The organism is Bacillus cereus group sp. RP37 (assembly GCF_040459695.1).
Classification (GTDB): Bacteria; Bacillota; Bacilli; order Bacillales; family Bacillaceae_G; genus Bacillus_A.
Genome location: NZ_JARVHP010000001.1, coordinates 4157113 through 4182753, shown reverse-complemented (window position 1 = coordinate 4182753; position 25641 = coordinate 4157113). Strand labels below are relative to the sequence as shown.

The following is a 25641-nucleotide window of genomic DNA, read 5'->3' as shown; positions in this document are numbered from 1 at the left end:
AGATGTCCGAAATTGGGACATCTCTTTTTTTAAAAGGAATTTGTAATAAATTGTAGAATATAAGGAGCTGAAAGGGTGTGATTCCGATGTTTATCGCCGAAAGAGAAAACGGAGAAAAAATTCATCTACTCTATCATCATGATGAAGAGCTTTTACACCGTATGCGTAAAACGGAAAGCTTCTTTTGCATAGCTTGCGGGAAGGAAGTGCAAATGAAATTAGGGAAACAAAAAAGTTGGCATTTTGCTCATAAGAAAGTGGATTCATGTTTAGCCTTTTATGAAGCGGAATCTATGTATCATATGCATGGTAAAGAATTGTTATATAGGTGGTTCAAACGTCAAAACTTTCATGTAGATATAGAGCATTATCTTCCGGAGATTCAACAAAGACCAGATATTTTCTTAGAGAGAATGGGCAAAAAAATTGCGATTGAATACCAATGCGCAAATCTCTCCATAGAGCAGCTGTACAAGCGAACTTATTCGTATTGGCGAGCTGGTATACAGGTTATTTGGATCATTGGTGGAAATCAATTGAAAAAGCACTCTGCATACTGGATGAAATTCTCCTCACTTCTGGCTTTCTCCTTACAGTCTTATCCTCAGCCACTTCTTATTTTCTTCTGTTCGAAACAAAAATCATTTATGAAATGCGCATTTGTTACTCCATTTTCTACAAATGTCTCTTTTTCACATACTATATATTTATCAACTGAAACGACTACTTTTGAAATGCTATTTTCCCCCATCTCTTTCCGAAAAGAAACATTAGGTGAGGAATGGAAAAAGCGAAAGAGCTACTTTCGGCAAAATGCTTTGCCTATTTGGAGTTATAATCATAAGTCACTATTACGCCTCTTATATCAATGTAAATGTACCCCAGCGAATTTTCCTTCTGAAATCGGTGTGCCGCTCCCGTCCTCATTTGCTTTTCAAACAAATCCGTTTGTATGGCAAGCTTTTCTATATATGAAGTGTATAGGTAAGTTTGCGGTAGGGGATTATATTTCCCTTCAATATGTGTGTAGTTATGTGAAAACGTATACGAAAAGGCGCATGCTCCCGTACTTTTCACAGCATATATGGAAAGTAGCAGTTACTGAATATATGACATTTTTATGTTATGCAGGTGTATTGCAGAAAGTAGGGGCTTATAAGTACCGGAAAAAAAGGGGGATAGTTATGTTAAAAACAGAGGAGGAAATCATGAAATATGATGAAATTTGCTTAGCGTATGCCTTATCTTTATTTGAGGCAAAGTACAACATGAGAGAAGGAAAAGGGGATATAATAAAGACTGATCGTGAAGGAATTACATAAGAAAAATCGAATTGTATGTAAGTAGAGATATTTAAAGGAGGGCTTAAAGGATGTCTGAACAAAACACAAAAACATTACCAAATCGCAGTGAGATTGAAGAAGCAAACACATGGCGACTAGAGGATATTTTCCAAACAGATGCAGAATGGGAAAAGGAATTCCAAGCTATTAAAGAGCTATTACCGAAGTTAACTGAATTTAAAGGGAAACTTGGTGATTCTGCGAACAATTTACTTGAAGCATTACAATATGAAGATGAAATTTCAATGCGATTAGGTAAGCTATATACATATGCACATATGCGTTACGATCAAGATACAACAAACTCTGTGTATCAAGCGTTAAATGACCGCGCGACAAATTTATATTCACAAGTATCTAGTAGCACAGCATATATTGTGCCTGAAATTTTATCGATTTCAGAAGATACACTGCAAACATTCTTGAAAGAAAATAGAGACTTAAGTGTATATGAACATGCATTAGAAGAAATTACGCGTCAACGCCCTCACGTATTATCTGAAGCGGAAGAGGCTCTATTAGCAGAAGCATCTGAAGTAATGAGTGCGTCAAGTAATACATTTGGTATGTTGAATAATGCGGATTTGAAATTTCCATCTATTAAAGATGAGGATGGAGAAGAAGTGGAAATTACACATGGTCGTTACACTCAGTTTTTAGAAAGTGATGATCGTCGTGTGCGCGAAGATGCATTCAAAGCTGTATATGAAACGTACGGAAAGTATAAGAACACATTTGCAAGTACGTTAAGCGGAGCTGTGAAGCGTAATAATTTCAATGCGCGTGTTCGTAAATATGATTCTGCACGTCAAGCGGCATTGAGTAATAATAATATTCCTGAAGCGGTGTATGATCAACTTGTTGAATCTGTAAATGATAATTTACACTTGCTACATCGTTACATTGATATTCGTAAGCGTGCACTAGGACTTGAGGAGCTTCATATGTATGATTTATATACACCACTTGTACCAGAAGTGAAAATGAACGTGAAGTATGAAGAAGCACAAGACATGTTATTAAAGTCTTTAAACGTACTTGGTGATGAGTATGTTGACATTTTAAAAGAAGCATATGAAAATCGTTGGGTAGATGTGTATGAGAATAAAGGAAAACGAAGCGGAGCATATTCATCTGGTGCATATGGAACAAATCCGTATATTTTAATGAACTGGCATGATAATGTAAATAATCTATTTACACTGGCTCATGAGTTCGGTCATTCCGTGCATAGTTACTATACAAGAAAGACGCAGCCGCACGTATACGGTGATTATTCAATCTTTGTTGCGGAAGTAGCATCAACTTGTAATGAAGCGCTACTAAACGATTATTTATTAAAAACGACAGAAGATAAGAAAGAGCGTCTATACTTATTAAATCATTATTTAGAAGGATTCCGTGGTACTGTGTTCCGTCAAACGATGTTCGCAGAGTTTGAGCATATTATTCATAAGAAAGTACAAGAGGGACATGCGGTTACGCCAGACATGTTAACGGAAATCTACTATGATTTAAATAAGAAATATTTCGGTGATGCTTTAGTAATCGATGAAGAAATTGGCTTAGAGTGGTCTCGTATTCCACACTTCTACTACAACTATTACGTATACCAATATGCAACAGGATTTAGTGCAGCAACGGCTCTATCTAAACAAATTTTAGAAGAAGGGCAACCAGCAGTAGAACGTTACATTAATGAGTTCTTAAAAGCGGGAAGCTCAGATTATCCAATTGAAGTACTGAAAAAAGCTGGAGTAGATATGGCATCTCCAGAACCGGTAAAAGAAGCGCTACAGGTATTTGAAGAGAAATTAAATGAATTAGAAGCATTATTATTTGAAGAGAAGTAATAGAAAAGACGAGGGATTTACCTCGTCTTTTTGTTTACATGTTATTTTGTCGATATTTGTCGAAAAACAAAGTGGATTTCCTTCTTTTTTCTAAATTAGAAGGCAGTTTTATAGTTAATTAAAATCCTTTAAATCGTTTTTTATGGTTGAAATAAGAGAGAGCGATGACAATGACTCCAAATAAAAGAGGAAAGGCAATAATTTTAGGAAAAGCTTGTAGTAGAGAGAGGATATACAAGAAAAAAGAAACGATGACAGCTAGAAAGATAAGTGAAATATACGTTTTTTTCATACAGAACACCTCCAAAATAGCTTTTTTATAGCTTATTCAGAAATGAAAACGTTTAGAATGTGACAAAAGTGTGAAATTCGACAAAAGGGGTTGTCATCTGACGTCGAATCTTGTAATATAATAAGCGTGAACGAATTCACATACAAACATATACCCCTTTGTTTGAACGTGAAAATTTCTCCCATCCCCTTTAATATTTTTATAAGCCGTAAAGAAAAAGACCTGGTGTTTACACCAGGTCTTTTTCTTTTGCTATCCATTTCCAATAACGCTCACATTTTACGTCAATCATTTGTACTTTTCGTTTCAGTTGTAATTTTTTTAGTTCACGCTCGATCTCTTGCTGCGAGCAGTCATATATAAATGCTACTTCTTTTGAAGATATAAATTGCGTTGCTTCTAGTAACACTTCTAAAGGTGGTAATGGTTCTGGCTCGATTTCACATTTTACAAGTTCTTTCAATAATTGTACGTATACGTCGTAGGAATAAGTTCCAGCGATTTTAATACCTTCTTCATCTGAATTCGCATGAAAAAATACGAGAGAAGGTATTTCTGTAATATGCATCTCATTTGTGAATTTTAAGTCACATTGGAAAGCTTTTTTTGCGCTAGCGGAATGTAGGTCTTTTTTAAATTCTTCTACATCAATGTCGCTATCTCTTGCACATGCAAGTAATAATTCGCAGTCAGGGTTTGATACATTTTCAAGGAAAATGTATTCTTGGAGTTTTCGCAAAAACTTCGAACCTGCTTTTCGGCCCTGTAACTCCGCTGCCTTAATTGCCATAGAAACTAAATATGGTGTTGACGATGCCTCTTGCATATGTATCTTTCCATCACATGAAAAACCTTGTAAACTTGTTGTCTTTTCCCACACAAATCGAATATTAGCAGGTTTATTCCATTTGTGTGAGGAAGCGTTCGTTCCGTCCACTTTTCCTGTTACGATATGACGAATAGAGAAGTATTTCCCGTATTCAAGCCATAGTTTAATAATAAAGGGCTCAATTTCCCAGCAATCTTTACAAAGTGGATCAATAAATAAATATGCTTCTACAGACTTATGCTCACATGCGGAAGGAGATGGCATATTGATATGCTTTGCTTCCTGCTTATCCATTACACTTCACCTGTTTCGTTTGGAGTATTAACCATATGCTGAGCAGTTAATGCTAAACGTTCAAAAACGAACTCTCTTATATGACCGTGCACTCCTGTGTCATCCATTGCTTGCTCCATACATGATAGCCAAGCCTCTGCTCGTTTTGGGGTAATCTCAAACGGAAGATGGCGTGCTCTTAACATGGGATGACCATGTTCTTCAGTGTACAAATTAGGACCACCTAAATATTGTGTTAAAAATTGTTTCTGCTTCCTAGCGGTTTCTGTTAAATCATCCGGGAAGATGGGAGATAGGTCAGGGTGTTTACTGACATAGGAATAAAATGTGTCTACTAATATTGCAATGCATTGTTCACCGCCAATTGCTTCAAATGGTGTCATCGGTTGCTTGCTCATCCTTTATAAACTCCTTTTTCCATGAAATGTATATCTATTGTAGCAATGGAATGTTAGGGAGGGCAAATAAACAGCCTTCATAACATTCTTTGCTTATTCTATAGGTGTAAATGAATCTTTCACTTTTTTAAAAGTGAGATGTATCCACTAGTAGAACGTATTCACTAGTGGAATTTTCACTTTAGCGTGCTTTGTTTTGTTTGGCAAGGAAAAAGCGTTTTACTTTGTTATTTGTATGACGGATTGGTATGTTATGCTGCGTTAATAAATGAATAAATGCAGCTTTTCCTGTTTCTTCATCTTGCACTTCAAATTCAATTTCATAATCATCGTGATTGTAATAGAAACTATGATCAAAGACAAGCGTTCCGCCTTCAAATAATGTTTCAGCTCTTTCTGTTGTTAAACTACCCATATAAGTTAAAGTGGAAACAGGAATTTGTAATTTGTGTAGTTGATCTAGTACGGCCCCTTGAATGATTACGTTTGTTTCCATCATCTTTCTTGCTTCGTCTTCTGTTATGACTTGATGCGTCTCTAACAAGCCGACTTCTGCAGGTTGTTTCAATGTTAATGTATAAGTTTCCCCTTTATGACGAATACGAAGTGCAGAGCCAGCTTCTTTTAAAGAGAAATCCGGTGTTTCAAAGTAGTGATTCACTTGCTTCGTAAATACCTCAATAGAGAATGATTTACATAATGTATTGAATTCTTCTTCTGTAACAATATTTTTAAATTCAATTTCAATTTCTTGTGTCATTGTATGCGCGCTCCTTTTGAAAAATAATTCTTTACACATTATCGCTTTTTCGCAAATTTGGTTCAATGTTTTATTTGTTTGCGTCCATGTTATGATACAATAATACTGTTAAGTAAGACAGGAAGTTGAGATGGAGGAGTTAGAGCATGCAAAATAAAATTCAAGTTAAGAGCGTAGAAAAGAGAGAGAATGCTCTTATTTTTTGTGCGGAAAATAATGAGATAGAGGTAAAGGAGTTAAGTGCGCGTAATCATGTACTTGTAGACTCAGACAATTTATCATTTTTATATATCTTAGAAAACGAATCGTCTTTCATTTATGTAAGTATTCCGCACACATGCTGGGAAGCAATGCATGAAGCGATGAATAAAGATATGGCAATGTTCGTTCGCGTGAATGACGTTGAAATGGAATTAGAAAGTTTAAAAGAAGAAGTAGAATATTTAGTTGAAAATATTGAAGGTAATGCAAATTACGGAGAAGAACTAGTAACTGCTGTAGAAAAAGTATTTCTATAAGCAAATGGATTGATTTTGGTGGTGGTTGAAATGAATCGAAATTGGGAAGAATTTTTAGCACCTTACCATCAAGCGGTGGCAGAGCTGAAAGTGAAACTAAAAGGAATGCGCACTCAATTTGCAATGTTAACAGAGCATTCTCCAATTGAGTTTGTAACAGGAAGGGTAAAGTCGGTTGCCAGTATTATTGATAAAGCGGAGAAGAGAAATGTACCGCTAGACCGGCTCAGAGAAGATATGCAGGATATCGCGGGCCTTCGAATGATGTGTCAATTTGTTGATGAGATTAAGCCTGTGGTAGAATATCTTCGAAAACGAAATGACTTTGAAATCGTGGAAGAGCGTGATTATGTCACGCAAAAGAAAGACAGTGGCTATCGCTCTTATCACGTTGTCATTAGTTACCCTGTTCAAACGATTCAGGGAGAACAAAAAGTATTAGTAGAAATCCAAATACGCACACTAGCAATGAACTTTTGGGCAACAATTGAGCATTCTTTAAATTATAAATATAGTGGACGTTTTCCTGAAGATATTAAAATACGCTTGCAACGTGCAGCGGAAGCGGCATTTTTATTAGATGAAGAAATGTCTTCTATCCGTCTTGAAATTCAAGAAGCGCAGAAGGCTTTTTCAAGAAAGCAAGAAACGAAAGATTCCGAATCATAAACTAAAGGGTGTTGGGCGATGAAATTTACAATTATGTCAAAGGGAGATCAATCATCAGATACACTGGCAAGCACGATGAAAGAATACTTGCTAGATTTTGGATTTATAATGGATGAACAGGAACCCGATATTGTAATTTCTGTTGGGGGAGATGGAACGCTTTTATATGCGTTTCATCGTTATTACAATCGATTGGATGAAACAGCATTTGTTGGTGTACATACAGGGCATTTAGGTTTCTATGCAGATTGGTTACCGACAGAAGTAGAGAAATTAGTAATTGCAATTGCTAAAACACCATTCCAAGTGGTGGAATATCCGCTTTTAGAAGTGATTATTCGCTATGTGAATGGGAGTAAAGAGTCACAGTATTTGGCGATGAATGAAGCAACTGTAAAAAGCGCAGAAGGTACATTAGTAACAGAAGTGGAAATACGCGGAGAGTACTTTGAAACGTTCCGCGGGGATGGTCTATGTATTTCTACTCCTTCAGGAAGTACTGCGTATAATAAGGCGCTTGGCGGAGCGATTATTCACCCTTCTATTGAAGCGATTCAAATTGCAGAAATGGCATCCATTAATAACCGTGTGTTTCGTACTGTAGGTTCGCCACTCGTACTGCCGAAACATCATACATGTGTGTTGAAGCCGACTGCAGGAATGAACTTGCAAATTACGGTGGACCATTTAACAATGGTTCATCAAGATGTGAAATCAATTCAGTATCGCGTTGCAAATGAGAAAGTACGATTTGTTCGTTTCCGTCCATTCCCGTTCTGGAAACGAGTTCGTGACTCGTTTGTTGCAGATAAATAGAAAGGGTTTATATATTTGAACAGATTTACATTGAAATGGGATATAAAATTGGCTGAAGAGGGAACTTTAGTTAGAGAATTTTTAAAAACAAAAGGGATTTCTAAAGCCGCATTAACGGATATAAAGTTTCACGGCGGAGCTATTGAAGTAAATGGTCAACATGCGAGCGTTCGTCATCAGTTGCAAGCTGGTGAAGAATTGCGTGTCTTTTTTCCAGTGGAGGAAAGAAGTGAAGGGATGATTGCAGAAGATATCCCTTTGTGTATTGTCTATGAAGATGATGCGGTTCTTGTCATAAACAAAGAGGCGAACATGTCAACGATTCCGTCTAGAGAACATCCGGCAGGGAGTGTTGCTAATGCACTCTTATCTCATTATGATAAGCAGCATCTTGCAAGTACGGTGCACATTGTAACAAGGTTAGATCGTGATACTTCAGGGCTTATGCTTATTGCAAAAAATCGTTTCGTGCATCATCTTTTATCGAAACAGCATCAACAAAAAGCTGTGAAAAGGACATATGAAGCAATCGTTCATGGCGAGATGATAGAACGAGAAGGAACGATTGACGCACCGATTGGACGAAAATCGGATAGCATTATTGAGCGAACCGTTTGTGAGGATGGGCAGAGAGCAGTTACTCATTTTAGGGTGATTGATAGTGCCTATCATAAGACGCATGTATCACTTGAGCTTGAGACAGGCAGAACGCATCAAATTCGTGTACATATGGCGCATATAGGACATCCGTTGCTTGGCGATAACTTGTATGGTGGAAAAAGGGATGAAATGAAACGACAAGCACTTCACAGTATATCTTTGACGTTTTATCATCCTATTTTAGAGAAGGAAATGTCTTTCACTGCAATCATTCCAAGCGATATGCAAGAGGTATTAAGACATACTTAAAAAGGGAACAAAATTCTTCTGTAATGAAGAATTTTGTTCCCTTTTTTCTTAGCGGAATAATATTAAAATTTGGTTTTCACCTGTGCGCTTTATAACGAAAAATCCACTTTCGGATTTTGTAGCAATGCCATCGTTATTTGGACGACAATATCCATGCGTTTCGCAAGTGCCGTCATCACGTACTAACATTTGTCCAATTAATCCTACAGGAAGCCACTCGGTACGATCTTTTCTTGCTATATATTTGCAAGTTGGATCCCATTCGGTATTTAAATGAGGTTGTATGTCTTGCGATTCCGTACTTACATATTGGCGTTTTCCAAAGCTATCTGTTTTGTAGCGCTTTTGCCAACTTAAAGCACCGCTATTTCCTATAAGAGCGGGAGTTGCACTAGATATACCTAAGATGAATGAATCGTTTGAAGTAGCGATTCGAATTTTTTCTTCGCTACTAAATGTAACGAAATAACCTACATCAATAAGTTTATTGTCTACTGTTTCAAACATTTGTGCAAAATCAGTTCCGCTTGCATTGTAAGAAGCGCCATCAATGTACATTTCTCCATTATGAGCAAGCCACTTTGCACCGATATTATGATCGGTTTCATTTGTGCCGTTTGCAATAAACCAAGAATAAGATTCTTCTGCTGTGCCGAAGCGTCCCATAATATGGCTACCTGCAAAATGAGCTGTTGATGTATGATTACCTTCCGCATGAGAAGAGAATCCGTTAGCGATAGTCGCGGTTCCTTCTGCATGTGCTGCTTCGCCTAAAGCGATCGTATGTTTACCTTCCGCATGAGAATAAGAGCCGCCTGCTGTCGTTTCACTTCCTTCACTATGGGAACTATGTCCAGTGGCTTTTGTTTTTGATCCTTCTGCATGAGAGAAAGAAGCTTTTGCGTGTGTCAAGAAGCCTTCTGCATGTGTTGCTATGCCTTCAGCATGAGAGTGAAGCCCCTCTGCATATGCATATCGACTGCCCTTTTTTACTTTTGTATTTTCAGATGTAGGAGTCTCAATTATGAGTGGTTTTTCTATCTGTATATCATTCGATGAAGCTAATGCTTCTTTTATTTTTTTTACTTGATTTATTATAGTAGCTGGAATTTCTGGTTCCGCTTTTTTATTTATTGCTACAGGAATGTTTTCTTCCTCATTTTTCTCTGTTTGCTCGGAAAGCATTATATGTTCTGTGTGAGTAGAGAGAGGTTTGTTTTTTTGCTGCATCTTTGTTTTTCTATTATCGATTATGCGGCTCATTACAGCATTTTCTAAAGAGACATATTTTGGTCTAGTTTTGTTTTTGGGGGATGCCTCTTGTCCTTCCAGTTCTTCTAAAGCTGCAGCTCGAATGCTGCACCAGTTGTTAATTCCGTACATGGGCAGATAAAAAGGCGGGCATTTTCTTTTTTGTTTAGAAGATTTTTTCTTCATTCTGTCACCTCCTGCGACAGTATATGCGGTGTAATTAAAAAAAGATGCACTTTATTGCATCTTTTTTTAATTACTTCACCCAGTTTTTATATGAGATCCGCCTAAATGATGCGGTAATCCCTCGTAATTTATGAATGGTACCTAAATAAGGAGAGTTATGAAATTGGGCGAAATTTCTCAGGGACAAAAGGCAGGGAGGAAGGGACGGAAACAGTCTCCATTTCAGGATAACGTAATCCAGTTAAACTGCCACCAAATACAGCGCCAGTGTCAATGTTGACTGTATGCTTTACAAAGCGAGGTTCTTTTACGGGTGTATGTCCATATACAATCCAAGCTGTTCCTGCATAGTCCTTTGCCCAGTCATGACGGACAGGTGAGCCGTCAGCATGTTTTTCTCCTGTAATATCGCCATATAATACAAAGGTTTGTACTTTTTTATCTTGTCTTCCTATGTAATCTTGCCGAATTCCGGCATGACATACAAGTAACCTTTTCTCATCGAGTACGTGATATAAAGGGGATTGCTCGTAAAGTGTGATGAATTTTTCTTTTATCATGTTTTGTTTATGAGAAGGTAATGCTTCATATTCGGCAACAGTTGTTTCGAGTCCATGAGCGATTGTCACATTACGCCCAAGGAAAAATCGGTATAGTTTATTACAGTGATTTCCCGGAGCGTAATAAGCTAATTTTTTATTTATAACAAGTTCCCATACAATTTCAATCATACGTAGTGAATGAGGGCCACGGTCTGTAATATCACCAACAAATGCAAGCTTACGTCGATTGGGATGAATCGGTAGACCGCTATTCCAGTTATATCCGAGTTTCGTCGTTAAATTTTGAAATTCTTGGAAGCATCCATGAATATCCCCTATAATGTCATATTTCATATTTAAACCTCCATCATATTTTTCATTAGTATATCTAAAAAAGGATAGAGATAAAAATATACCGTTTTTATGCTTCATTTGAACATAAAGATTTTCGTTCTGGAGCGAACGTTTAAAACAAATCCAATTGCTATCATGTATGTGAGTAAGGAACTTCCTCCGTAGCTCATAAGGGGTAATGTGATTCCTGTAATAGGTAGTAATCCGATGGTCATCCCGATATTTTGAAATACTTGAAAAGTAAACATTCCGATTGTACCAGCGCAGATGTAACTACCGAAAGGGTCATTACTTTCTAAAGCGATATGAATCATGCGGAAAATAAGTAGGAAAAAAAGTGAAATGATGACACTTGCGCCTAAAAAGCCAAATTGCTCAGCGACATTGGTGAAAATAAAATCTGTATGTGGTTCTGGAAAGTATATTTGTCCATTTTCCCAACCTTTTCCTTGCATTTCCCCTGATCCAGTAGCTAAGAAAGCTTGTCTTAATTGATAGCCTTGCGCATCATACTTGTATGGCGCTAACCAGCCGTAGAAGCGATTTAGTTGATATTCTTGTAAAATGTGTGCTTTAAAGAATTTTGCATGCGTGAAAAAAATATAAGTTAATGTAACGCCAACTGCAAAAATACCGGAAACTAATCCGAAAATAAAGCGCCAACGTATACCAGAAACTAGTATCATTGCTGCGAGCATAGCTGAAATTACCATTGTGTTTCCTAAATCAGGTTCCTTTGCAATAAGTAGTAGTGGTGGCAAACTTGTTGCGAATATTTTTCCGAGTAATAAAAAATCGTCGTGTATTGTTCGGAAAAAATATTTCTCATTGTGATTTGCTATAATTCGTCCGGTGACGATAATTAAAAACAATTTCATAATTTCAGAAGGTTGGAAATTTCCGATGCCTGGAAGCCTGTACCAAGCGGTAGCACCTTTTATTGTAACGGCACCTGGTACTTGAAGTTCTAGTCCAATAAGTAGTACCAATGCAAAGCTATATAAATACCAAGCAATTTTTTGATAACGATCGAAATCAATAATCATAATCATGCCAATGGCTATAAATCCAATGAAGTACCATTGGATTTGCTTTAATACAAAATTTACATTTTGCAAAAATGGTGGTAAAGAGGCTTGTGCACTTGCAATTGCAAAGCAACTAACAGTCCCAATGGCAAATAAGATGAATAGTAATACGTAGTCTATTTGATATTGAGAATTTGGATCTTTCAATGTATGTATTCCTTTCTATCGCCTAGTAAGTATATGGATCATGTCATGATAAAAATAATATACAAGCAGACTATGCATACATTTATTCCACTATTTGTGGGAAGTCATACATCACGAGGAAGGAATAGTTCCTTCCTTGTGATGGACTATATTGCACGGAGTTCTTTTGTAATTATATTTAAACAATAGGAAAGACGTGCATGTGTATTTATATCTGGAATGAGGTTTGGAAATAGATTGTAAAATTTGACCGCATTTTTATACCATCCGTAAGCTCTTATCAACCCTTTTTTATAATATTTGGTGTCTTGTAAGAAACCATACTTTTTTGAGGTTAAAACGAGCTGGGAAAAATCTTCACAGCCTTCAAGGAATTTGTGACGTACTTGCTGTCCAGTATGAAGGCGGAATGAACTTAAAGGCTCAGTGATATACATCGCATCACCTTTTGAAAGTAAACTTATCCAAGAGGCCATATCAACACTACAACCATATTTTCTGCCATTTAAAGTGCCGAAAGGTTCTGTTAATAGATTTTTTCTAAAGAGTACGATTGTAGGTTCGCCGATAATATTTTGTCCAGCTAAAAGCATACGGTTTCCAAAATCTTTCCCACTTAGTAGAGTATCTTCGTCATATAATTTTTTCATGGAGGGATGTTGTTCAATTGTATCGCCATTATCATCAATCCAAGTACGATAGGATGTGATAAGTGCGAGATTTTTATTTAAGTCTTGCTGGAAATAAAACATCATTTTTTCGATTTTATTATTATAAAATATATCATCGTCCATTAAGAAATTTATGTACTCTCCATTTGACTGTTCTAAGAGCATAAGGGCGTTATGAAATTGTCCTAGAGTAGAGGCATTTCGAATGTACGTTATATGTTTATGCTTATGTAAATAATGTCTGTATATTAATTTTTCTGTTTCATTATTTGTGCTATCGTCTCCTACGATAATTTCAATATTTGAATACGTTTGTGCTAATGCACTTTCTAGAGCGATTTTAAAATAATGTGGTCGATTATAGGTGGGAATAAGGATGGAAACGAGAGGCGGACCATTTTTAATATTCATATACAACTACCTTTCAGCAATTTTTTGTGTAAGAATAATATCTTGATAGCTTGTATGTTCAGTTCTGCTACACCATGAACCATAATGGGGGGGAGTCTGTACTTTTAACCCATATTTATTTAATAGGGTGCGAATATCTTCCTCAGGATAGGCAACTGCGAAATTCGGGATATCTTTATTTAGTACATAACAATTGTCAATTTGATGATAAAAACCTAACGTACTTAGTCCTGCATTTAAGTAATAGGAAGATTCATGATTAATTAAAAAGAGAGTAATAAAACATCTCCCATCTTTTTTCAGAACTCGTGCAATCTCGCATACGTAATGTTCTAATTCTTTCGGAAGGAGATGGGTAAATACAGACGTTAAAAAAATAAAATCGAATGATTCATCTTCATATGGAAACTTGTATTGGGAGGCATCTTCTTTTCCATCGGGATTGTAGAATTGGTTATATATATCGACATGTTCAAAATGGAAATTGTTACGGCGTGTTGAAATGTTATTTTTGCACCATGTAATTCCCACATTGAATAAGTCAAATCCATAATAAGTACCATCATCGTTTAAATAATTCATTAATGGAACCGCCATTCGGCCGATACCGCAGCCTATATCTAACACTGTCTCATTTGATTTTAAGTTGCCAATTTCAATAAAATACTGCATAAATTCTTTTCCAACCTCTTCAAAGTCACCACCTACATATTGAACGAGTTCTGGGGGTGGAATTAATGTGATTTTTTTCTCATTTTCGTTCATACATTCACTCCGTCCTTGTAGTAAAGTCGGGGATTTCTATTGTATATAAGTTAATCATTTATAGTGAGGGGAACTTTACACGATTGGTTCTTATGAATAAGTAGTGTGATAGAACCCCTCAAAAAATAAAATTGTATGCTATTCTTTTCGCCAATAAATACCGAAATCATCAATTTTAGTAATAGGAGCTTTTAAGTTTCTTTCATTTCTGAAATCTGTTACAGCCTCTGCGCATGTTACCAATCCATAATCATCAATAATCATATAGCCACCTGTTGAAACTTTATCGTATAAGTTTACAAGACTATCCATCGTTGATTCATACATATCACCATCAAGGCGAGCAATTGCAATTTTTTCTACCGGTGCTGAAGGCAATGTATCTTTAAACCAACCCTTTAAAAATTTCACCTGATCATTTAATAAATCGTATTTTCTAAAATTTTCTTGCACTGTTTCTAAAGAAACTCGTAAGTAATCAAATGTGTGTAAATAATCACCGTAATCTTTCGGATATTGTTCTAAGTTAGGTGCTGGCAGACCTTCAAACGAATCGGCAACCCACACAGTACGATCCGTAATGTTGTTTGCTTGTAAAAAACCATTCATAAAAATGCATGATCCTCCGCGCCATACACCAGTTTCAATAAAATCACCTTCTATATTTTCACGGACGACAGTTTCCATAGCCTCATGTAATTGATTCATACGTTTTCGACCAACCATGCTGTGTGCTGCTCTTGGCCAATCCTTGCCGCCTTGCCGCTCATTTTTTGAAACGTTAGGATCAACGATTTTTAAATTGTGATTTTCTACGTATTGCTTAAGAAATAAAGGAAGCGGAACTGTAACTGGTTCATATGATAGCTCTTTAGATATATGTAACGAAGCAGGTAAGTATGGTTCGTATTCTAACCATATTTCAAATAAAATTGTTTTCTTTAATAACTCAAGATAAAGCTGGACAGCAGATTTATTTTCCATATAAGAGCCTCCTGCGGAATGTCATACAACATTATGACTATGTAGAAAAGAAAGATTTAATGATTGAATTGACCAATAAAAAAGCAGTAAAACTGATTTCAGTCTTACTGCTAGGTACAAAATTAAGCGATTTTCTCAATAATAATTGATGCACTGGTACCAAGAGCTAGTGATAATCCAATTCCTGTAACAACTGCTTCAACGAGTGATGGTGTTGTAGTAATTTGTGTAATGGCTTGGATAACGATAGGAGCTCCAAGTGAAATTAAGCTTGTGCCCGCACCCGGTACATTAACTCCATTAACTTGAATTCCAAGACTTCCCAATAAACTTACTGACGCTGTATACGCAATAACAGTAATTTTATAGAAGCCAGTTTCACTAATTACGAAAGTATCAGGGTCCATTTGAGAAATTGCTGTACCAAACTGAGATCCAACAGTATTAAATGGTACGGGATCATTAATTCCAAGAGCTAAAGAAACTGTAGCTGAGTTAAAGGCATACAATCCTGCTGGAAGTCCTAATCCAGAAGGTCCAGTCGGTCCAGTCGGTCCAGTCGGTCCAGTCGGTCCAGTCGGTCCAGTCGGTCCAGTCGGCCCAGTCGGTCCAGTAGGTCCAGTTGGTCCGGTAGCTCCAGTTGGTCCGGTAGCTCCAGTCGGTCCAGTCGGTCCAGTCGGTCCAGTCGGCCCAGTAGGTCCAGTCGGCCCAGTCGGTCCAGTCGGTCCAGTCGGTCCAGTCGGCCCAGTAGGTCCAGTCAGCCCAGTCAGCCCAGTCGGTCCAGTTGGCCCAGTCGGCCCAGTTGGTACAGTTGGTCCAGTCGGTCCAGTAGGTCCAGTTGGCCCAGTCGGTCCAGTTGGCCCAGTTGGTACAGTTGGTCCAGTCGGCCCAGTTGGTCCAGTCGGTCCAGTCGGCCCGGTTGGAAGAGTAAACGGTGGTATTGGTGGTAATGTTGGTCCTACAAGATTAGGGTCAAATGCACTAGCTGATAAAGATTCATCGGGATTTAATCCATCTGAATAATTATTATTTGACATAAATTCACCTCCATAAAGCGTTCATTATATAGTAGATGCAAAACCGGAAGAAAATGACACGGACATTTGAATTATTGAAAAGAAATCTTAAACTGCTTGTGCAAGTTAAAAAAGTGGAAAGTTTATTGTATGTATAACATATGATTGATTTGGAAGAGGGTGATTATGTTGAACAAGCAAGGAATTACAATTAGTTTATGTATGATTGTTCGAGATGAGGAAGATACAATAGGTCGATGTTTAGATGCAGTAGAAAAAATTGTTGATGAAATTATTGTAGTTGATACAGGTTCCATTGATCGTACGAAAGAAATTGTAACTCAATATACCTCTAACATATATGACTTTCCATGGATTAATGATTTTGCGGCAGCTAGAAATTTTTCTTTTTCGAAAGCAACGCAAGAATATATATTATGGCTAGATGCTGATGATGTGTTATTAGAAGATGCTCAAGAGGCATTGAGCCTATTAAAAAGAGAATTAGATCCTAATGTGGATGCTGTTTCGATGCCTTATCATCTTGTAATGGATTCTAACGGGAAACCTTTATATTGTACAAAAAGATATCGACTTGTAAAGCGTGAAAAACAATTTCAATGGTTTGGAAAGGTGCATGAGTATTTAGCTATTTTTGGTGAGATTTTTAATAGTAATGTTGCGATTACGCATAAAAAAGAAAAGAAAGTAACGAACCGTAATTTAAAAATTTTTCAAGATGCTGTAGCAGCTGGAGAAGAATTGAGTCCGAGAGATTTGTTTTATTACGCGAATGAATCTATGGATAATCAAAAATATGATGATGCAGTTCTACTATATGAAACATTTCTTAATCAAGACGAAGGTTGGTATGAAGAGAAAATTTATGCATGTGGTAAATTAGGAGATTGCTATGCAAAGCTTGGAATGTGGGAGAAGGCAGTTGAATCTTGTGTAAAGTCATTTCGGTATGATGTCCCTAGAGGAGAGAATTGTACAAGAATAGGATATATATATATGGATCAACAAAAATACAATGAAGCAATTTTTTGGTTTAAACTTGCAACAGAAGTGCAAATGGCAACAGATAGTCCTTTTCACAGTCCAGCTAGCTACACGTGGATTCCTTATTTACAAATGTGTATTTGTTATAGCAAGTTAGGCGAGCAAGATAAAGCTTATTATTACAATGAATTAGCAGCTTCATATGTTCCAAATAATGCTGCAATTGAATATAACCGCAAATATTTTCGGAGTGTTTTTGATAAGCAATATAAATCGTTATAGGTTGCTTTTTTTAGAAATGGCTTATTGGGATTCTAACTCTAATAGATTGGCTATATAGTAAAGTATTGGTTACATCTATAGACTTTAGATGAGATTTATATTTCTAATTCTAATTCAATTTGCATAAGGAGTGTGTGAAATGAATTCCCAAAAAAATTCTTTATACGAAGAAAAGTCTGGGCATTATTATAATGCAGTGAATCCGAATTTATTAAAGCATATAAAAAAGGAATGGAAAGAAGTTCTTGATATCGGTTGCTCGAGTGGTGCACTGGGAGCTGCCATAAAAGAAAATGGCACACGTGTATCAGGAATCGAGGCATTCCCAGAGGCGGCAGAACAAGCAAAAGAAAAACTAGATCATGTTGTCTTAGGAGATATAGAAACAATGGATATGCCGTATGAGGAGGAGCAATTTGATTGCGTTATATTTGGTGATGTATTAGAGCATTTATTTGATCCGTGGGCTGTAATAGAAAAAGTAAAGCCATATATAAAGCAAAATGGTGTAATTTTGGCTAGTATACCGAACGTTTCTCACATTTCAATATTAGCGCCCTTACTCGCTGGAAATTGGACGTATACAGAATATGGATTATTAGATAAAACGCATATTCGCTTCTTTACATTTAATGAAATGCTACGAATGTTTTTAAAAGCAGGTTATTCGATTAGTAAAGTAGATCGTGTATATGTTGATCATAAAATGTATGAACCGCTTATTGAGGAGTTATATGGAATTTGTAAAAAATATCGTCTTGGAAGTGGCTTCATGGCTGAGACGGTTGTATTTCAATATATTATTGAAGCAGAAAAATCACAATTATGAGTACGGCAGATAAAACAATATTATTTGTTACGTGTATAAATGATCGAAAAATGTATGCACAATGTGCAAGGCATATATTACAATTGCCAGTTCCTCCAGGATACACTATACAGTTTATGCCGATTCGGAATGCGAAAAGTATGACGAGCGGATATAATCAAGCAATTTCGCATCCAGCAAAATATAAAGTGTATATACATCAAGATGTTTTCATTGTAAATGTAGGATTTTTATATGGATTACTTCAATTGTTTCAGGAACATGAACATCTTGGAATGATTGGTATGGTTGGAGCCCAATATGTTCCTCCAAATGGAACATGGAATGTAGGCAGAGGAGTTGTTGGAAAAGTAATTGGTTATATGAATGATTTATTTTATATGGCCAGTCAAGAAAAGCCGTACCATGAGTCAAAAACATTTATGCCAGTTGAATGTATTGACGGTTTATTAATGGCAACGCAATACGATATTCCGTGGCGAGAAGACTTGTTTGATGGATTTGACTTTTATGATGTATCTCAATCGTTTGAATTTAGAAAAGCTGGATATACAGTTGGGGTTCCTGTACAGCGTGATGCGTGGTGCATTCACTATCATATTGATGTGAATATGACCAACTATGAAAAGTATAGAAAGATATTTGTGGAGCACTATATGTCAGATGTAAATCAAGACGAATAGAGGGGCTACAAAATGAAAGATCATACAATACTAGTCGTTGTTTGTATAAATAATGAAGAGCTATTTGAACAATGCGAGAGACAAATAAGAAACCTTTTTGTTCCCCCTGGTTATGTCGTACAAATTTTTCCGATACGAGATGCGAAAAGTATGGCAAGTGCATATAACCGAGCACTTTCATATCCCGCGAAGTATAAGGTTTATATACATCAAGACACTTATCTTGTTAATCGAGAGATGTTTTATACACTCATTTCTCTTTTTAAAGATAACGAAAAACTTGGTTTAATTGGCGTAGCTGGTGCTCAGTTTTTACCGAGCAACGGGATATGGTGGGAAGGGAAAAATTTAGTAGGGAAAGTGATTGAGTACAGAAGACAGAATTATCAAGTATTAAATTTAGATCAGCTGTTTTATGGGAATCAATCATTTATGTCAGTTCAGGCAATTGATGGATTATTAATGGCCACACAATATGATATTCCGTGGCGAGAAGACTTGTTTCAAGGATTCCACTTTTATGATGTGTCGCAGTCTTTAGAGTTTCAAAAGGCGGGTTATTTAATTGGTGTCCCTAATCAAGCGAATTTATGGTGTATTCACTACAACGGGGATGAGTTTGATGCGGATACATATGAGAAGTATCGGAAAGTGTTTGTAGAACATTACAAAGATATATTATCTCCATCATAAGGGAGAGATGCAGGGTGAAAGGAATTATTTTAGCAGGTGGAACTGGATCGAGATTATATCCAATAACGAAAGTAACGAATAAACATTTGCTTCCTGTTGGACGTTATCCAATGATATATCATGCGGTGTATAAGCTAAAACAATGCGAAATTACAGATATTATGATTATTACAGGTAAAGAGCATATGGGAGATGTTGTTAGTTTTTTAGGAAGCGGTCAAGAGTTTGGTGTGTCCTTTACGTATCGTGTGCAAGATAAGGCTGGCGGAATTGCGCAAGCATTAGGGCTTTGTGAGGATTTCGTCGGGAAAGATCGTATGGTAGTTATATTAGGAGATAATATCTTTTCTGATGATATTCGTCCGTATGTTGAGGAGTTTGCGAGTCAAAAAGAAGGTGCGAAAGTACTGCTGCAATCTGTAGATGATCCGGAGAGATTCGGCGTAGCAAATATTCAAAACCGCAAAATAATTGAAATTGAAGAAAAGCCGAAAGAGCCGAAAAGTTCCTATGCAGTCACAGGAATTTATTTGTATGATTCGAAAGTCTTTTCTTATATAAAAGAATTAAAACCTTCCGCAAGGGGAGAACTTGAAATTACAGATATCAATAATTGGTATTTAAAACGAGGGGTACTTACTTATAATGAAATGAGCGGTTGGTGGACTGATGCAGGAACTCACGTTTCTCTTCAAAGGGCGAATACGTTAGCGCAGGATATAAACCTTGGTAAACAGTTTAACGGAGAATAGGTGAGAATATGAAAGTTATAGAAACAAACTTTACCGACGCAAAATTGTTAGAACCGAGATTATTTGGAGATGAGCGTGGCTTTTTTACTGAAAGTTATAATAAGAAGGTGCTGGAAACATTAGGGGTTACGTATTCATTTGTACAGGATAATGTTTCGTATTCGGCAGAAGCGGGAACGATTCGGGGATTACACTTTCAAAAAAAACCGAAAGCACAAACGAAACTTATTCAAGTTATGCAAGGAGCAATTTATGACGTTATCGTTGATTTGCGAAAAAATTCACCAACGTTTAAACAGTGGAGAGGATATATTTTAAGTGCGGATAATCATCGGCAATTATTAGTGCCAAAAGGATTTGCACATGGTTTTTGTACACTTGTCCCGCATACTATTGTTATGTATAAAGTAGATGAGTATTATAGTGCTGATCATGACTCAGGGGTACTATGGGACGATAAAGACTTAACAATTCCATGGCCGGTAACAAGTCCTATTTTGTCTGACAAGGATCGAATATTACCATCACTTCAGGAATGTGAAGATAGTTTTTGAGTAGGAGAGTTGTTTATGAATATATTAGTAACAGGTGGGGCGGGATTTATTGGAAGTAATTTTGTGCATTACATGTTACAAAGCTATGAAACATATAAAATTATTAATTTCGATGCATTAACATATAGTGGAAACCTAAATAATGTAAAGTCTATTCAAGATCATCCGAATTACTATTTTGTAAAAGGGGAAATTCAAAATGGAGCGCTGCTAGAATATGTTATTCAGGAACGTGACGTGCAAGTAATTGTCAATTTTGCAGCGGAATCACATGTGGACCGCAGTATTGAAAATCCAATCCCTTTTTATGATACAAATGTAATTGGGACAGTCACCTTATTAGAATTAGTAAAAAAATATCCACATATTAAATTCGTCCAAGTATCAACAGATGAGGTGTACGGCTCTTTAGGAAAAACAGGGCGATTTACCGAGGAAACCCCGTTGGCTCCAAATAGTCCATATTCTTCAAGTAAAGCGAGCGCCGATATGATAGCTATATCTTATTATAAAACATATCAATTACCAGTTATAGTAACGCGTTGCTCCAATAACTATGGGCCATATCAATATCCTGAAAAATTAATTCCGTTAATGGTTACGAATGTGCTGGAAGGAAAAAGATTACCGTTATATGGTGATGGATTAAATGTAAGAGATTGGTTACATGTTACGGATCATTGTAGTGCGATTGACGTTGTTCTGCATAAGGGGCGTATAGGAGAGGTATATAATATAGGTGGAAATAATGAAAAAACAAATATAGATGTTGTGGAACAAATCATTACTCTCTTAGGAAAAACAGAAAAAGATATTGAATATGTGGTAGACCGTTTAGGTCATGATCGTCGTTATGCGATTGATGCACAAAAGATGAAGAATGAGCTTGGGTGGGAACCGCAGTATACGTTTGAAAAAGGGCTAGAAGAAACGGTGGAATGGTATGAACATCATATAGAATGGTGGAAACCACTAAAAGAAAAGTAAGGGGCATATCAATGAAAGAACGGATTATCATAACAGGAGCAAATGGTCAATTGGGAAAGCAACTACAAGAAGAGTTAAATCCTGAAGAATATGACATATATCCATTTGATAAAAAGTTACTAGATATAACAAATATATCTCGAATGCAGCAAGTGGTACAAGAAATAAGGCCACATATCATTATTCATTGTGCAGCGTATACGAAGGTTGATCAAGCTGAGAAAGAACGAGATCTTGCTTATGTAATAAATGCAATAGGGGCTCGAAATGTAGCGGTTGCTTCACAATTAGTTGGGGCGAAGTTAGTTTATATTAGTACGGATTATGTATTTCAAGGCGACAGACCGGAGGGGTACGATGAATTTCATAATCCGGCGCCGATAAATATATACGGAGCTTCTAAATATGCGGGAGAGCAGTTCATCAAAGAGTTACATAATAAATACTTTATCGTTCGTACATCGTGGTTATATGGTAAGTATGGAAATAATTTTGTGAAAACGATGATACGATTAGGGAAAGAAAGAGAAGAAGTATCTGTTGTAGCGGATCAAATCGGTTCTCCTACGTATGTGGCGGATTTAAATGTAATGATTAATAAGCTCATTCATACTTCTTTATACGGTACGTATCATGTATCCAATAGAGGATCATGTTCTTGGTTTGATTTTGCAAAGAAAATATTTTCGTATGCAAATATGAAAGTGGATGTATTACCGGTTTCAACTGAAGAATTTGGATCGGCGGCAGCGAGACCAAAATATTCTATTTTCCAACATAACATGCTACGATTAAATGGTTTTTTACAAATGCCTTCTTGGGAAGAAGGATTAGAGCGTTTTTTTATAGAAACAAAAAGTCATTAACAATTTTAAGTTAATGACTTTTTTGTTTGCCTTTAAGAGGTTTTATGTTACTATAATTATAGTATCAGGTACTAATAACAAGTATAAGTATTTCTGGGAGGATATATCATGGAACTATTACAAGGGAAAACATTTGTTGTTATGGGCGTTGCGAACCAAAGAAGTATTGCATGGGGAATTGCTCGCTCTTTGCATAATGCAGGTGCAAAATTAATCTTCACATATGCAGGAGAACGTTTAGAGAGAAATGTTCGTGAATTAGCGGATACATTAGAAGGACAAGAATCACTTGTATTACCTTGTGATGTAACAAATGATGAAGAACTTACAGCTTGTTTTGAAACAATCAAGCAAGAAGTTGGTACAATTCACGGTGTTGCACATTGTATTGCTTTTGCAAATCGTGATGATTTAAAAGGTGAATTTGTAGATACTTCTCGCGATGGATTTTTACTTGCACAAAATATTAGTGCATTCTCTTTAACAGCTGTAGCAAGAGAAGCGAAGAAAGTAATGACAGAAGGCGGAAATATTTTAACGTTAACATATCTTGGCGGCGAGCGCGTTGTGAAAAACTATAACGTTATGGGTGTTGCGAAAGCTTCATTAGAAGCGAGCGTGAAATATTTAGCTAACGATTTAGGTCAACATGGCATTCGCGTTAACGCTATTTCTGCAGGTCCAATTCGTACGCTATCTGCAAAAGGTGTAGGCGACTTTAACTCAATCTTAAGAGAAATTGAGGAGCGCGCACCACTTCGTCGTACAACAACGCCAGAAGAAGTTGGGGATACAGCGGTATTCTTATTCAGTGATTTAGCACGCGGCGTAACAGGAGAAAACATTCACGTTGATTCAGGGTATCATATCCTAGGATAAATATAATATTCATTTTTAAAGGACAATCTCTAAATGTTGAGATTGTCCTTTTTATTTGTTCTTAGAAAGAACGATTTTTAACGAAAGTTCTTACCACGTTATGAATATAACTATAATAGTACACGATTTATTCAGCTACGTATGGAAGTGGGAGGGACGAGTGTGAAGAATAAAAATAAAAGTTCAACAGTTGGAAAACCGTTGTTATATATTGCACAAGTAAGTTTAGAACTTGCTGCACCGAAAATAAAAAGGATTATCTTAACAAATTTTAGGAATGAGGATCAGAAAGAGGAAAGTAATAGAAATGAAAATGAAAATGAAAATGCTGTAAGTAGTGCTGTGGAAGAGGTGATAGAACAACAAGAAGAACAGCAGGTAGAAGAAAAAATAGAAGAAGAGGAACAAGTACAAGAGCAGCAAGAGCCAGTGAGAACTGTTCCGTATAATAAATCATTTAAGGATATGAACAATGAAGAGAAAATTCATTTTTTATTAAACCGTCCTCATTACATTCCTAAAGTAAGGTGCAGAATAAAAACGACCACAGTTTCTTATATTGGATCGATCATATCGTATCGTAATGGAATTGTAGCTATTATGCCGCCAAATAGTATGAGAGATATTAGGTTATCTATAGAAGAGATAAAATCAATTGATATGGCCGGTTTTTAAATATGTAAAGGTGGTAGAAATCTTCTACCACCCCAATAGTTTTTTAGTTCACTTTACTTATTAGATAGAAACGTCGCGTAAGCACTGAATCGCACAGAAGCAGTTTAAATCAACAGTAATACAAGTAGATGTCGATACTAATCTTGCATTTGGTACAGCTAAAAACGTACAAATTGGATTATCACCAGGTGGTACCGGAGAACCGTCACCTAATACAACAGTTAACACACGTAGCACAGCACAGCTATCATCATCTACACTTTCCACACGGAAAATTGGAGACTGGCAGCTAACAAGGCTTGCAGATGGTGCAAATGCTTCAAATGGCGTTCCCGCTTTTGTGTATAAAATAAAAGGGCGTGTATTCGCTACCGATGCAGTGTTGTGTGCGCCTAAAAATGGAATTTCACAACCAGATCCACATGTTGTTGTAGAACAATCTTGTAATTCATTGATGAATTTTACAACGTCAACTACACAATGAGAAGAGCTATGGTGTTTATTTTCGTTACAACTCATTAATGTCACTCCTTATCTTCTTGTTTGTATTTACATTAATAAGATATTGGAGTCGAGGAGATTTGGTCACAATCTCAAGAGCTTTTTTTTTAAATAGGCGAAAGAAGATAAGGGAAGGTGGAATCATGCTGTTTACAAGTTGGCTTTTATTTTTCATTTTCGCGTTAGCTGCTTTTAGGCTCACCCGTTTAATTGTTTATGATAAAATTACAGTTTTTTTGCGAAGACCGTTTATTGATGAAGTAGAGATTACAGAGCCGGATGGAAGTGTATCAACTTTTACAAAAGTAAAAGGTAAAGGATTAAGAAAGTGGATTGGAGAATTATTAAGCTGTTATTGGTGTACAGGTGTATGGGTTAGTGCTTTTTTATTAGTTTTATATAATTGGATTCCTATCGTTGCAGAGCCGTTACTTGCATTATTAGCTATTGCAGGAGCAGCAGCAATTATTGAAACGATTACAGGATATTTTATGGGAGAATAATATATTTTCATAATACGAGAGAAAGCGGAGTTCAAAAGAATGAGGGAACGGAAATAAAGAGTTGTTCATATAGTAAATAGACAGAATTGACAGTAGAGGAGATGTTTGCTGTGAGCAATAATCCAAGGCAAAATTCATATGACCTGCAGCAATGGTATAATATGCAGCAACAACACCAAGCACAACAACAGGCATATCAAGAACAATTACAGCAACAAGGATTTGTGAAGAAAAAGGGATGTAATTGTGGGAAAAAGAAAAACACAATAAAACATTATGAAGAATAAAACACTCATATTACTGTGAGTGTTTTTTATTATAAATATAAAAAGCGGT

The 25641-nt window shown here is 36.4% G+C and carries 30 protein-coding genes; 18 read left to right on the top strand and 12 right to left on the bottom strand.

The window, feature by feature from the left end; genetic code table 11:
* Positions 1 to 77: 77 nt before the first annotated feature.
* The gene (locus QCI44_RS22095) at positions 78 to 1322 is read left to right on the top strand and encodes a competence protein CoiA (protein ID WP_016133905.1); all 1245 of its coding nucleotides are present in this window, start codon (positions 78 to 80) and stop codon (positions 1320 to 1322) included.
* A gap of 50 nt (positions 1323 to 1372) precedes the next feature.
* Positions 1373 to 3196 carry an oligoendopeptidase F gene (pepF, locus tag QCI44_RS22090; protein ID WP_016088889.1) on the top strand — a complete coding sequence of 608 codons (1824 nt, stop codon included), beginning with the start codon at positions 1373 to 1375 and terminating at the stop codon, positions 3194 to 3196.
* A 118-nt stretch (positions 3197 to 3314) separates the two neighbouring features.
* Here pepF and QCI44_RS22085 read toward each other — a convergent pair whose 3' ends face one another.
* The 4 genes from QCI44_RS22085 to QCI44_RS22070 all read right to left on the bottom strand — a co-directional run bounded on the left by QCI44_RS22085 (position 3315) and on the right by QCI44_RS22070 (position 5769).
* Positions 3315 to 3488, bottom strand: a complete 174-nt coding sequence (locus tag QCI44_RS22085; protein ID WP_016088888.1) for a hypothetical protein — start codon at positions 3486 to 3488, stop codon at positions 3315 to 3317.
* A 229-nt stretch (positions 3489 to 3717) separates the two neighbouring features.
* Positions 3718 to 4611 (bottom strand): ClpXP adapter SpxH family protein, encoded by an 894-nt coding sequence (locus tag QCI44_RS22080; protein ID WP_016133906.1) that lies wholly within the window; start codon positions 4609 to 4611, stop codon positions 3718 to 3720.
* Positions 4611 to 5009 carry a globin domain-containing protein gene (locus QCI44_RS22075; RefSeq protein WP_000043382.1) on the bottom strand — a complete coding sequence of 133 codons (399 nt, stop codon included), beginning with the start codon at positions 5007 to 5009 and terminating at the stop codon, positions 4611 to 4613. Before QCI44_RS22075 ends, QCI44_RS22080 begins: the two co-directional genes overlap by 1 nt.
* Before the next feature lie 181 nt (positions 5010 to 5190).
* Positions 5191 to 5769 carry a CYTH domain-containing protein gene (locus tag QCI44_RS22070; protein WP_016088886.1) on the bottom strand — a complete coding sequence of 193 codons (579 nt, stop codon included), beginning with the start codon at positions 5767 to 5769 and terminating at the stop codon, positions 5191 to 5193.
* Between the two features lie 146 nt (positions 5770 to 5915).
* Between QCI44_RS22070 and QCI44_RS22065 the strand changes: the two genes are divergently transcribed.
* From QCI44_RS22065 to QCI44_RS22050, 4 genes are read left to right on the top strand one after another with little or no spacing between them, the layout of a single operon-like run.
* Positions 5916 to 6287 carry a UPF0738 family protein gene (locus tag QCI44_RS22065; protein WP_016088885.1) on the top strand — a complete coding sequence of 124 codons (372 nt, stop codon included), beginning with the start codon at positions 5916 to 5918 and terminating at the stop codon, positions 6285 to 6287.
* A gap of 30 nt (positions 6288 to 6317) precedes the next feature.
* Positions 6318 to 6956 carry a GTP diphosphokinase gene (yjbM, locus tag QCI44_RS22060; protein WP_001081482.1) on the top strand — a complete coding sequence of 213 codons (639 nt, stop codon included), beginning with the start codon at positions 6318 to 6320 and terminating at the stop codon, positions 6954 to 6956.
* An 18-nt stretch (positions 6957 to 6974) separates the two neighbouring features.
* A complete protein-coding gene (locus QCI44_RS22055) occupies positions 6975 to 7772 on the top strand; it encodes an NAD kinase (RefSeq protein WP_016088884.1) in 798 nt (265 codons plus the stop codon).
* Positions 7773 to 7787: 15 nt separating this feature from the next.
* Entirely contained in the window at positions 7788 to 8681 is an 894-nt protein-coding gene (locus tag QCI44_RS22050; RefSeq protein WP_016133907.1) for an RluA family pseudouridine synthase, read from the top strand.
* Positions 8682 to 8729: 48 nt separating this feature from the next.
* Here QCI44_RS22050 and QCI44_RS22045 read toward each other — a convergent pair whose 3' ends face one another.
* The 7 genes from QCI44_RS22045 to QCI44_RS22015 form a co-directional block, all read right to left on the bottom strand.
* Complete coding sequence (locus tag QCI44_RS22045) at positions 8730 to 10118, bottom strand: peptidase G2 autoproteolytic cleavage domain-containing protein (RefSeq protein WP_016133908.1); 1389 nt, start codon at positions 10116 to 10118, stop codon at positions 8730 to 8732.
* 155 nt (positions 10119 to 10273) lie between these two features.
* A complete protein-coding gene (gene prpE / locus QCI44_RS22040; RefSeq protein ID WP_016088881.1) occupies positions 10274 to 11014 on the bottom strand; it encodes a bis(5'-nucleosyl)-tetraphosphatase PrpE in 741 nt (246 codons plus the stop codon).
* A 74-nt stretch (positions 11015 to 11088) separates the two neighbouring features.
* Complete coding sequence (locus QCI44_RS22035) at positions 11089 to 12249, bottom strand: FtsW/RodA/SpoVE family cell cycle protein (RefSeq protein WP_016088880.1); 1161 nt, start codon at positions 12247 to 12249, stop codon at positions 11089 to 11091.
* A gap of 146 nt (positions 12250 to 12395) precedes the next feature.
* The gene (locus QCI44_RS22030) at positions 12396 to 13331 is read right to left on the bottom strand and encodes a glycosyltransferase family 2 protein (protein ID WP_016088879.1); all 936 of its coding nucleotides are present in this window, start codon (positions 13329 to 13331) and stop codon (positions 12396 to 12398) included.
* 6 nt (positions 13332 to 13337) lie between these two features.
* The gene (locus tag QCI44_RS22025) at positions 13338 to 14096 is read right to left on the bottom strand and encodes a class I SAM-dependent methyltransferase (protein ID WP_016088878.1); all 759 of its coding nucleotides are present in this window, start codon (positions 14094 to 14096) and stop codon (positions 13338 to 13340) included.
* 138 nt (positions 14097 to 14234) lie between these two features.
* Positions 14235 to 15080 carry a TylF/MycF family methyltransferase gene (locus tag QCI44_RS22020; protein WP_016088877.1) on the bottom strand — a complete coding sequence of 282 codons (846 nt, stop codon included), beginning with the start codon at positions 15078 to 15080 and terminating at the stop codon, positions 14235 to 14237.
* Positions 15081 to 15202: 122 nt separating this feature from the next.
* Positions 15203 to 16117, bottom strand: coding sequence for a BclA C-terminal domain-containing protein (locus QCI44_RS22015; protein WP_353811441.1), 915 nt, complete (start codon positions 16115 to 16117; stop codon positions 15203 to 15205).
* A gap of 165 nt (positions 16118 to 16282) precedes the next feature.
* On the opposite strand from QCI44_RS22015, the gene QCI44_RS22010 reads away from it, so the two are divergent.
* From QCI44_RS22010 to QCI44_RS21965, 10 genes are all read left to right on the top strand, one after another.
* On the top strand, positions 16283 to 17383 hold the full coding sequence (locus QCI44_RS22010; RefSeq protein WP_016088875.1) for a glycosyltransferase: 1101 nt from the start codon (positions 16283 to 16285) through the stop codon (positions 17381 to 17383).
* Positions 17384 to 17522: 139 nt separating this feature from the next.
* The gene (locus QCI44_RS22005; RefSeq protein ID WP_016133910.1) at positions 17523 to 18212 is read left to right on the top strand and encodes a class I SAM-dependent methyltransferase; all 690 of its coding nucleotides are present in this window, start codon (positions 17523 to 17525) and stop codon (positions 18210 to 18212) included.
* A complete protein-coding gene (locus tag QCI44_RS22000; RefSeq protein ID WP_016088873.1) occupies positions 18209 to 18895 on the top strand; it encodes a glycosyltransferase family protein in 687 nt (228 codons plus the stop codon). The genes QCI44_RS22005 and QCI44_RS22000 overlap by 4 nt, the downstream gene beginning before the upstream one ends.
* A gap of 12 nt (positions 18896 to 18907) precedes the next feature.
* Positions 18908 to 19588: a glycosyltransferase family protein gene (locus tag QCI44_RS21995; RefSeq protein ID WP_016133911.1), complete on the top strand. Its 681-nt coding sequence runs from the start codon at positions 18908 to 18910 to the stop codon at positions 19586 to 19588.
* Positions 19589 to 19602: 14 nt separating this feature from the next.
* Entirely contained in the window at positions 19603 to 20340 is a 738-nt protein-coding gene (locus tag QCI44_RS21990; protein WP_016088871.1) for a sugar phosphate nucleotidyltransferase, read from the top strand.
* Positions 20341 to 20348: 8 nt separating this feature from the next.
* Positions 20349 to 20894, top strand: coding sequence for a dTDP-4-dehydrorhamnose 3,5-epimerase (gene rfbC, locus QCI44_RS21985; protein ID WP_016088870.1), 546 nt, complete (start codon positions 20349 to 20351; stop codon positions 20892 to 20894).
* A 15-nt stretch (positions 20895 to 20909) separates the two neighbouring features.
* Positions 20910 to 21881 carry a dTDP-glucose 4,6-dehydratase gene (rfbB, locus tag QCI44_RS21980; protein ID WP_016088869.1) on the top strand — a complete coding sequence of 324 codons (972 nt, stop codon included), beginning with the start codon at positions 20910 to 20912 and terminating at the stop codon, positions 21879 to 21881.
* A gap of 11 nt (positions 21882 to 21892) precedes the next feature.
* A complete protein-coding gene (gene rfbD / locus QCI44_RS21975) occupies positions 21893 to 22747 on the top strand; it encodes a dTDP-4-dehydrorhamnose reductase (protein ID WP_016088868.1) in 855 nt (284 codons plus the stop codon).
* Positions 22748 to 22855: 108 nt separating this feature from the next.
* A complete protein-coding gene (fabI, locus tag QCI44_RS21970; RefSeq protein WP_000421885.1) occupies positions 22856 to 23626 on the top strand; it encodes an enoyl-ACP reductase FabI in 771 nt (256 codons plus the stop codon).
* A 141-nt stretch (positions 23627 to 23767) separates the two neighbouring features.
* Positions 23768 to 24301, top strand: a complete 534-nt coding sequence (locus QCI44_RS21965; protein ID WP_080118053.1) for a CotO family spore coat protein — start codon at positions 23768 to 23770, stop codon at positions 24299 to 24301.
* A gap of 60 nt (positions 24302 to 24361) precedes the next feature.
* Here the strand turns inward: QCI44_RS21965 and exsY are convergent, their stop codons facing one another.
* Positions 24362 to 24820 (bottom strand): exosporium assembly protein ExsY, encoded by a 459-nt coding sequence (gene exsY / locus QCI44_RS21960; RefSeq protein WP_016088866.1) that lies wholly within the window; start codon positions 24818 to 24820, stop codon positions 24362 to 24364.
* A gap of 125 nt (positions 24821 to 24945) precedes the next feature.
* Here exsY and QCI44_RS21955 point away from each other — a divergent pair, with 125 nt between their 5' ends.
* Both QCI44_RS21955 and QCI44_RS21950 read left to right on the top strand, forming a co-directional pair.
* Entirely contained in the window at positions 24946 to 25305 is a 360-nt protein-coding gene (locus QCI44_RS21955; protein ID WP_016088865.1) for a DUF1360 domain-containing protein, read from the top strand.
* A 101-nt stretch (positions 25306 to 25406) separates the two neighbouring features.
* Positions 25407 to 25592, top strand: a complete 186-nt coding sequence (locus QCI44_RS21950; RefSeq protein ID WP_033659643.1) for a hypothetical protein — start codon at positions 25407 to 25409, stop codon at positions 25590 to 25592.
* The last annotated feature ends 49 nt before the right edge of the window (positions 25593 to 25641 follow it).